Source organism: Pedobacter sp. HMWF019 (genome assembly GCF_003061025.1).
Taxonomy (GTDB): Bacteria; Bacteroidota; Bacteroidia; order Sphingobacteriales; family Sphingobacteriaceae; genus Pedobacter.
This window is the reverse complement of the sequence record NZ_QAIL01000136.1, coordinates 43240-49967: the sequence shown is the minus strand read 5'-3', so window position 1 is coordinate 49967 and position 6728 is coordinate 43240. Positions and strand designations below refer to the sequence as shown.

General features: G+C 41.1%; 4 protein-coding genes. All 4 read left to right on the top strand.

Annotation, left to right across the window (positions count from 1 at the left end; all coding sequences use genetic code 11):
• The coding region (locus DBR11_RS08680; RefSeq protein ID WP_233260692.1) for a sigma factor-like helix-turn-helix DNA-binding protein at positions 1 to 310 on the top strand (310 nt) is incomplete at its 5' end.
• A gap of 118 nt (positions 311 to 428) precedes the next feature.
• Positions 429 to 1553 (top strand): FecR family protein, encoded by a 1125-nt coding sequence (locus DBR11_RS08675; protein WP_158275246.1) that lies wholly within the window; start codon positions 429 to 431, stop codon positions 1551 to 1553.
• Between the two features lie 254 nt (positions 1554 to 1807).
• Positions 1808 to 5197, top strand: a complete 3390-nt coding sequence (locus DBR11_RS08670) for a TonB-dependent receptor (RefSeq protein WP_233260691.1) — start codon at positions 1808 to 1810, stop codon at positions 5195 to 5197.
• A gap of 4 nt (positions 5198 to 5201) precedes the next feature.
• Positions 5202 to 6719, top strand: coding sequence for a RagB/SusD family nutrient uptake outer membrane protein (locus tag DBR11_RS08665; RefSeq protein ID WP_108551635.1), 1518 nt, complete (start codon positions 5202 to 5204; stop codon positions 6717 to 6719).
• Positions 6720 to 6728 lie beyond the last annotated feature (9 nt).

The following is a 6728-nucleotide window of genomic DNA, read 5'->3' as shown; positions in this document are numbered from 1 at the left end:
ACATAAAGGCATCATTCGGAAATATGCCGAAAGCGGGGAGCATCACATCGAAATCAATTCTACAGAAACAGACTATTTAATACGTGAAAAAGATATTACCGCTTTAATCGAGCGCGAAATAGCCGCTATGCCTTCAAAAATGAGGGAGATCTATATTTTAAAAAGAAAGAACTTTTTGAGTACCAGAGAAATTGCTCAACAATTAGAGATTTCCGAACATACCGTATCTACTCAACTCAAACGCGCGCTGAAGCATCTCCGGGTAAAACTAGGTGTACTGGTCTATATCTTATGGATCATGAAAATGTAATTGTTTAAATTATTCAACTGTATATCAGTTGTTTGTAGTTTTTGTTTTATTTTTTTTAAACCCGTGTACCTAATGCGGTTCTATGAATCGTCTATATCTTTTGTTAAGCAATAACAGAATGAAAAAAGATGTTAGAGAAGTACTGGAAAAGGTAAATTCGGGTAATTACAGCCCGGAAGAAGAAACCATTGCCAAACTTTGGCTGCATCAACTCCATCAGCATGATGAAGCAGGTCTTTCTGAAAAGGAACTGACTGAAATCTCTGATGAAATGTGGGACAGATTGCAAAAAGATAAAAAGCAAAAATGGTTCAGACAAAGAACAACATGGATCACTGTGGCTGCCGCAGCGAGTATTGTCCTGGTGGTCAGTGCCGGACTGTATATTTACCGGGGCCAGACCTCGGGCTCGGCAAACAGCCTTAAAGCTTATCTGAATGATGTTCCCGCCGGGAGCAATAAAGCTTACCTTACACTAGCCAGCGGAAAGAAGATCCCGCTGAGCAATTCCTCAACCGGTACCCTAGCCGTAGAGGCAGGAGTGAAGATCACTAAAACCAACGACGGACAACTGGTATACACGGTTTCCGATCAGGGAAAAAAAGCAGAAAGAGCGTACAACCGAATTGAAACCCCAAGAGGAGGGCAGTATCAGCTACATTTGCCCGATGGAACCAAAGTTTGGTTGAATGCGGCCTCTTCTTTAAAATATCCAGCCTCCTTTGCCGCCTTAAATGAACGTAGGGTTGAGTTGGTTGGGGAAGCTTATTTTGAAGTCGCAAAAGATAAATCCCATCCTTTTATTGTGAGCAGTGGAACACAGGAAGTAGAAGTGTTGGGTACCCATTTTGACATTAATGCCTATCCTGATGAGCAAATCGTAAAAACCACTTTACTCGAAGGGGCTGTAAAATTAAACCGGCAAGTGGTTTTAAAGCCAGGTGAACAATCTGTCTGGACTGGGAAAAAGTTTAGTGTCAGAGAGGTGAACGTTAACGACGTCATTGACTGGAAAAACGGTGAATTTGCATTTAATAATGAGCCCTTATCTGATATTTTAAAGAAAGTTTCCCGATGGTATGACGTAGAGATTATTTATGCCCATCCGCCAGAACACATGCCTACATTTACAGGATCGATTTCTCGCTTTGAAAATGTATCCAGTGTTTTAAATATGCTTGAAGAAACCAGTACGACACGCTTCACCATTGAAGGGAGGCGAATAATCGTACTCACCAGATAACCTCTCGCCACCTCACAACTAACCAAAACATCATCAACTAAAAACCAAACAAAATGAAAAGAATCAAAGGCAAAGCAAGTTAATATCTCCAGTGGTTTTAAGAAAACGGCGTAGTCCTCTTGAGAACAGATAAAGCAAGAAACTACATCGAAAAAAAGCCATGAAAGTGTATCAGCACCTTCATGGCAATATCTGAGTTAACCCTAAAAACAAATTTGAGATCCGTTCATGTATTAACCCAAGCTAACAAAAGTATGAAAATAAATGCTTTTAACCTAGGTGTGCCGCGTTGGTGGCTACTGCCTAAACTTTTATTATTTATGAATTTTGTGGTTCAGCAAATTCTGAACACCAATAAAAGAAAATTACTAATGAGAGTTAACCTGATCATCGTCATTCTCACCACCTGCTTACTGCAAGTCAGTGCAGCAGGTTTTGCTCAAAAGATCAGTTATACAAAACAGAATGCCACGCTGCAGCAGGTTTTTCTGGAGATCAAAAAGCAAACAGGTTTCAGAATACTCTATTCTGATCAATATGTAAACAGTCAATTGAAAATCCATGCAGACTTTAAAAATTCGGAACTGGACCAGGTGATGGAAATCTTGCTTAAAGGTCAGAACCTGATATATAAAGTAGACCGGAAAACCATTTTGATCAAGCCCCGTCCTGTTGATCCCATGCAGCCTGGAAATACGAATTTTAAAAACATCGATGTAAAAGGAAAGGTATTGGATAAACAGGGAAGCCCTTTACCCGGCGCATCTGTGAGTGTTAAAGGACAACTTAAAGTAGTCAGTACCGATGTAAATGGGAATTTTTCCCTCAAGAATGTAGACGAGCATGCCGTATTGATTGTGTCTTTTATCGGATACATAAAAAAAGAAGTACCGGTTAACGGAGAGGCCTCCTTAACCATTGTACTTGCCGAAGATGTTGGTTTGCTTAACGATATCGTTGTGGTGGGATATGACTCCAAGAAACAAAGTGAACTGACAAGTGCCGTTTCAGTGGTCTCATCCGAAAAATTAAAAGATGTAACCTCCAATGATATTGGTTCTATGTTGCAGGGTAAAGTTGCCGGATTGCAGGTGGTGAACAGCTCAGGAGCGCCTGGTGCCATCGCGGAGATCAGGTTGCGCGGAGTATCCTCTGTAAATGCAAACCAAAGCCCGCTATTTGTGGTAGATGGTATTATTGGTGGCAATTATGATCCTAATGATGTAGAAAGCGTTACCATATTGAAAGATGCCGGCGCCACAGCCTTATATGGCTCGCAAGCAAATGCAGGAGTGATCATCATCACCACGAAAAGGGCCAAACAAAATGAAACCAGGTTTGAAGCCAAAATATCAACAGGTTTTAGAACAGCCGATTTTGGTAAGATGAAGCTCATGAACAGCAATGAGCTTTACGATTACCAGAAAGAATTTTACCGGGATTACATTGTAGGCGCTCCCGACAATTCTTATAAAATAGACTTGATAAAATTCTATGCAGAGCGTCCTTTATCCTTGAGAAACCAGGATTATAACTGGTCTAAAGAGTCATTTAAAAGTGCCCCTTTGTATAACGTCTATTTATCCGCCAGCGGCAAAACAGAAAAGAACGATTATTATGTAGGTGCATCTTACTATAAAGAAAAGGGAACCTTTATCAATACCAATTTTGAACGTGTCAATTTACGTGGAAACTCCACCTATCATTTTTCAAAAAAGCTCGATGTCAGTAACAATATTAACCTTAGTGCATCGCAAGGCAGAAGTTATGACTACATGGATATGTACTATTCCTTTCTCAATATGCCCTGGGACAATCCCTATGATGCCAATGGCAATCCAGTTTATGTAGATGGTAATTCTACCTTTAAATGGTGGTCAAGAGATAAAATCAACCCAATTAATACGGTGCAAAATTCTGATCACCCTTATAAAGGGTTTAATGTAAACTACGACCTGGGGATCAACTATCGCATCGCAGACTGGTTGACCTTTGCCAGTACAAACAGAGTGTCTGCCTCATTCGACAAAGGTACCAATTATGTATCGCCACTGGCTGCAGGTACCTATCATGGTACAGGTTATATTGATGAGCTCAACACTTTGAATTATGGCGTCATCAGCAACCAGTTATTTAAATTCGATTTCAAATTTGGTAACCATAGCTTAAGTGGTTTTGCAGGCGGAGCCTTTGAAAGCAGTAAAAATGAATATTCTGGTGCTTCCGGTAAAGGACTACCGGAGGGTTTGAAAGTACTGAATGTGGTATCCAATAACCAGCTGGTCAATGGCGCTAACAACAAGTATATTTTACAATCTTTGTTATCACAGGTCAACTACAATTATAAAAACAGATATTTCCTGTCGGGATCATTCAGATATGATGGTTCTTCCAATTTTGCACCAAGCAAACAGTATGGTGGTTTCCCATCTGTTTCGGCAGCATGGTCGGCCAGTAATGAAGATTTTCTGTCGGGCAACGAGACCATCAGCAACTTAAAATTACGGGCCAGCTACGGTGTTACCGGTACGCAGGATATCGGTGCATCGCGCTACTTGGGCCTGTTCTCTCTTACTACTCAATATAATTCATTGGTAGGTGCAGTACCCTATCAATTGGCAAGCCCAAATTTAACCTGGGAAAGTAAACACCAGCTCAATGCAGGTATGGATATTAGTCTGTTTAAAAGAGTAAATCTAACATTAGATTTTTACCGTAATGATACCAAGAACTTATTGTTACAGGTTTCACAACCCTTATCTGTTGGTTTCGAAACCAAGTGGGACAATGCAGGTACGGTAACCAATAAAGGTATTGAACTGGGGATCAACTCGACCAATGTAAGGACCAGGAACTTTGAATGGACTACAGATTTTACCGTTAATTTTAACAACAACAAGTTATCAGGTTTCCCTTCAGATATCATAAAAACCGGTTCATGGAGCATTTCACAGATCTACCGGAATGGGGGTAATCTTTTTGAATTTTACATGCCAAAGTGGTTAGGTGTGGATGCACAAACTGGGGCACCAGTTTGGGAGAAAATTATTTACAATACAGAGGGGAAAGCCGTAGCCAGCGAAAAAACATCAGATTATGCACAGGCCACCAATCAGGAAGTCGGTTCAGCATTGCCTAAGTATCAGGGTGGTTTTAACAACAGCTTTAAGTATAAGAACTTTAATTTAAGGGTAAGCACTTACTTTAACTATGGCAACAAGGTGTTCAGTAATAACCTAAGGTTTATGATGAACGATGGTCATGAGCCTTATTATAACCAGATTAAATTGCCTGATGGCTCCAAGATCTGGAGTGGGCCGGGCGATACTCAGGCAACGGAACCAAGTCCCCAAAATTCGGCCAACTCTACAGAGACCTCTACACGTTACTTAAAAAACGGGAGCTACTTTACCATCAGGAACGTTGCCTTCTCGTACACCTTGCCGGTCGCCTGGGCCAAGAAGATCAGCATGGATAATATCACGGTTGGCGTAACCGCAGATAATGTGGCTACGTTCTCTAATTTCTTAGGTCAGGATCCCCAGACCACCATTACGCCAGGTAGTTATTCTACCCCGGGTGTGTCTGATTTTAAATATCCAAACAACAGGCAATATTTGTTCACTGTCAATTTTAATTTTTAAGGAAATGAAGAAAATTGTATCCACTTTATTTGTTCTGTTTTTCATCGCTATAAGCAGCTGTAAAAAGCTGGAAGTTAGTCCAAGTGATGCGATGAGCACAACTTCTCTGGTTACCACTACAGATGGTTTAACCAATGCATTGAATGGAGCATATGCTTTGTTTAAGGATCATATCCTTTTTAACGGAGTTACAGATCAGAACAACATGTATCTTCGTCAGTTTTATCAACTGACAGACTTTGCCAGTGATGATATTGTTTGCGGACAGGTTACAACCGATCCGTTATACTATAGCTTTAGCCTTGACCACTCTCCATCGCAAAGCAATACCCGTTATTATTGGTATGTATCGTACAAGATTATCAATGGAGTAAATACGGTTATTGATGCGGTAGAAAAATCAGGCAAAACAGATGCGACCACTAATCAGTTATTAGGCGAATGCTATTTTTTACGTGCCTTTTGCCATTTTAATTTAGTCAGGTTATTTGGGAAGCCCTATACTGTTGACCCTAATTCTCCAGGTGTCATTCTGCGGACAAATCTCACCGATCCTTCAAAAAAGGCAAGATCAACCGTTAAAGAAGTCTACGACGCCGTTATTGCAGATTCTGAAAAAGCTGCGGATTTGATGACCTTGTCCCGAGGCGTTCAGTATGCCTCAAAAGAAGCTGCATGGTCCTTACTCGCACGTGTTAATCTCTACAAAGAAGACAATGCAAAAGCTATTGAATATGCAGGCAAAGTGATCAGCTCCGGTAAGTTTACTTTAGCCACTAAAGCCACATATCCAGCCTTATTTGCCAATGCAACTACCGGTAGTGAGACCATTTTCTGTATAGCATTTACCGATGTTGATGACTATGGAAAATTTGGTTCTATCGCCTCCATGATCTACTCAGACGGAAACTCCGGCTGGGGTGAAGAATATGCTTCTTCCTCACTGCGTTCGGTCATGTCTGCACATCCTGAAGATGTTCGCTGGTCGTATATTGTTCCGTTAAAAGATGCTGCTGGTGTTGTACAGAAGAAAAATGGTATTGAAGTATATTACATCAGTAAGTTTTCTTTCCAGAACAGTCGGCCAAATTTAAGCTCACCAATTATGTTCAGGATAGCTGAAATGTACCTGATCCGCGCTGAAGCTGAAGCAAAAACCGGTGCCGCGGCTGCAGCACTCGATGATGTAGACATGATCCGTAAGAACCGTGGTTTGGAAGGTTCGCTTTATAATAAAGTTGTGCCTGCAGGCAGTACCGTCCTGGATGTTGTTTTAACAGAGAAACGGGTAGAGATGGCGTTCGAAGGACATCGGATCTATGATGTATTCCGCAATAAGCGGACCTTGAACAAGGCTTATTGGGGATACCATCTAACCGGTTTAAAAGAGACCGATATCGATCTGTCAAAAACACCAGCAGGTTACCCTAACCTGACAGTGCCTTATACCAGTCCCCGTATCATCTACTATTTACCAATTGACGAGGTGTTGAGCAATCCGCTGGCCACGCAAAATCCATAGTTTAATGAT

Excerpts from the sequence above, each read along its gene's own strand:
- DBR11_RS08675 (WP_158275246.1), top strand. The coding sequence starts at position 429 with ATGAAAAAAGATGTTAGAGAAGTACTGGAAAAGGTAAATTCGGGTAAT.
- DBR11_RS08670 (WP_233260691.1), top strand. The coding sequence starts at position 1,808 with ATGAAAATAAATGCTTTTAACCTAGGTGTGCCGCGTTGGTGGCTACTG.
- DBR11_RS08665 (WP_108551635.1), top strand. The coding sequence starts at position 5,202 with ATGAAGAAAATTGTATCCACTTTATTTGTTCTGTTTTTCATCGCTATA.